At 59.7% G+C, this 2,313-nt stretch carries 1 protein-coding gene; it reads right to left on the bottom strand.

Annotated elements, in window-relative coordinates; genetic code table 11:
- Window positions 1-529 (bottom strand): transposase (locus AX703_RS05700; protein WP_197423628.1); only part of this gene is annotated, 529 nt, incomplete at its 3' end.
- Window positions 530-2,313 lie beyond the last annotated feature (1,784 nt).

The raw sequence follows: 2,313 nt of genomic DNA, 5'->3' as shown, positions 1-2,313 counted from the left end.
GCTTTGCCTTCCATGCCTCCGGGATCCGGCCGTCCTTGATCGCTGCCTTCTCCTCGTCGGTGTTCCGCTGCTTGGGGGCAGGCACAACGGTAGCATCGATGATCTGGCCGCCCATGGCGAGATAGCCCCGGTCGGTCAGTGCGGCATCGAAGCGGGCAAACAATCGGTCGATCGCCTTGGCCTGGACCAGACGCTCCCGGAACAACCACACCGTCGTCGCATCCGGCACGGTGCCATCTAGCCCAAGACCGAGAAACCGCTGGAACGACAGCCGATCCTTGATCTGAAATTCCGTCGCTTCGTCCGACAGCGAATAAAGCGCCTGCAGCACAAGAATCTTGAACATCAGGACCGGATCGAACGGGGGGCGCCCGCCCTTACCTCGGACGCTCCGGCGCAAGGCGACAATCAATGGACCGCGGAACACCTCAAAATCAACCACCGAACCCAAGCGCTCCCGCGGATCGCCCGCCGCGCTCAGCGCCTCGTACCGGTCCGAAAGATCAAAGAAACCCGGCTGCCCTGCCATCACCGCCTCCGACGCCTCGTCGGCGAAGTGAATCAAATCCGACCTTCAGACGCCAGAGTTTTTCGAGGCGTCCAGCTCTATCCGAATTTCAGTCGCTCACAATAAATAAGCAAGCCCCGCCAAGACCGTCGTGGTAGGACCGCGGTAGTTGGTCTGCCTCTTCTCTTCGTAAGTAGGCGCCCTCATCGCATGTTCTAAAAGAAGAAATGGTAACTGGACTACTGAGCTTCTTCAGCACCCTATGTGGGACTGGAGAGCTTATGGGCAAGAGTGAGGGGCGGAACGAAGGTCTATCCCGGGCTTTGGAATTGCTCGAAGAATCCTTGCAGATTCTCGATGCGCACCAGATGGTTGAGGCAGCCCTGCGTGTCTCGCTGGCCATTGATGTCTTGAAAAGGATGCAGGGGTGCGGGGAACTCGGTGATAGGTGACGCGGGAACCAAAAGCGCGAGCTTTTGGGCGCTCTCCGTCCGGCGAGAACGGAGGGTGTAGATTAAAGTCTGGCATGCCGAGTTCTGCCTCGTACGACAATGCCGCTGACGAAAGCGGCGGCGACCTTCGACCTGGGGATGCTTCACCAGCGCTATTGATGCGGGAACGTACAAACCACAAACCAATTCAGGTCAAATGGGACAGCATTCCTATAGCACGTGCAGGGAGAACTGTCTCAGGGACGGCACATTTTTGCTGGTCGAAGGTGGCGTTGAGAGTATTGGCGAGTTTTCGCCTGACGGCGCCGAAAATGTCTCCTGCGGGTTCTCCGGCGTTTCGCGATTTCTAGTACGGTGCTGCCGTGGCGACAATGCGCTGACTTGCACCAAGGCGGCAACGTCGAGCCCTTCGCAGGGAGGTCTGCAGCATCCGGCCATGCTTCGCTTGTCGCTGAAGGCGACGCTCTATCCGCCAAAAGCTGTGCCACCGAGGAGCGATCGGGTTAGCCAAGACGCCATGTTGCACTGAGCTGTGGCATTGAGGCAAGTAGCTTTGCCGCAGTTGTGCAGCCGATGCGTGGCGGCGAGCATATAATCGTACTGCATTCTGCAAGCTCGGGATTATGCGAGCGGGCTGGCGATCCCTGCTTCAACTTGCGCGAATTCCGCCAACAGCCGTCTGATCCTTTGGGCCGCGATCCGTCTGATCACTGTTCTTGAAGTGTGTTCGGCCGGGGTGGCTCAATCGGCGAACTTCGCACAATGGCCGGCGTGCTGTGACGAGTTCGCCAAGGCAGGCGCAGGCGAAATCGCTATTGCATCGAACCGGTCGTTCTTGGCCAGGAATCCTGGGGCGCGGGCCAACTCGTGCACGTGCATGGGGTGCGACCCCTGAGGCGGATAGATCTGCCGCGCACAGAACGCCAGCAGAGCAGGTTCATGCGCATCTGAAGCCTCAGTCGTCTGCACGGCGGCAGAGCTACCGGACGAGCGCACGAAGGCCATCCGGACCTTGGCGACAGCGCGCGCCTCACTGTTTGACCACAGACGGGTATTGGTCCGAGCCCAGCTTCGCCTCGATGCCGAGATACTGATCGTGCTGTGCCATGATTCCAAGCCCATCCTTGCGTCTGCCGGGGCAGCGTCTGGTGCAAGGTTCGGCCTAGTGCATCTCCGTCGAAACCTTGGCTCCTCGACGGGTGCCAGGACCATTGGCGACGCGGGCGCGCAAACGAAGGGGTGCTCTACCGCCGGAACTTCCGCAACCGCATCATGCACCATTCACAGGATAAATCGGGGTTAGCGTCCGCGGTCGTGGTGTAATTTCCGGTGCAGACTGAGGTGCCGCTGGTG

The sequence above is a fragment of the Novosphingobium sp. CCH12-A3 genome, from assembly GCF_001556015.1.
In the GTDB taxonomy this organism is placed as follows: Bacteria; Pseudomonadota; Alphaproteobacteria; order Sphingomonadales; family Sphingomonadaceae; genus Novosphingobium; species Novosphingobium subterraneum.
Note: the sequence above shows the minus strand (reverse complement) of the source record. Positions and strands in the feature narration are given on the sequence as shown.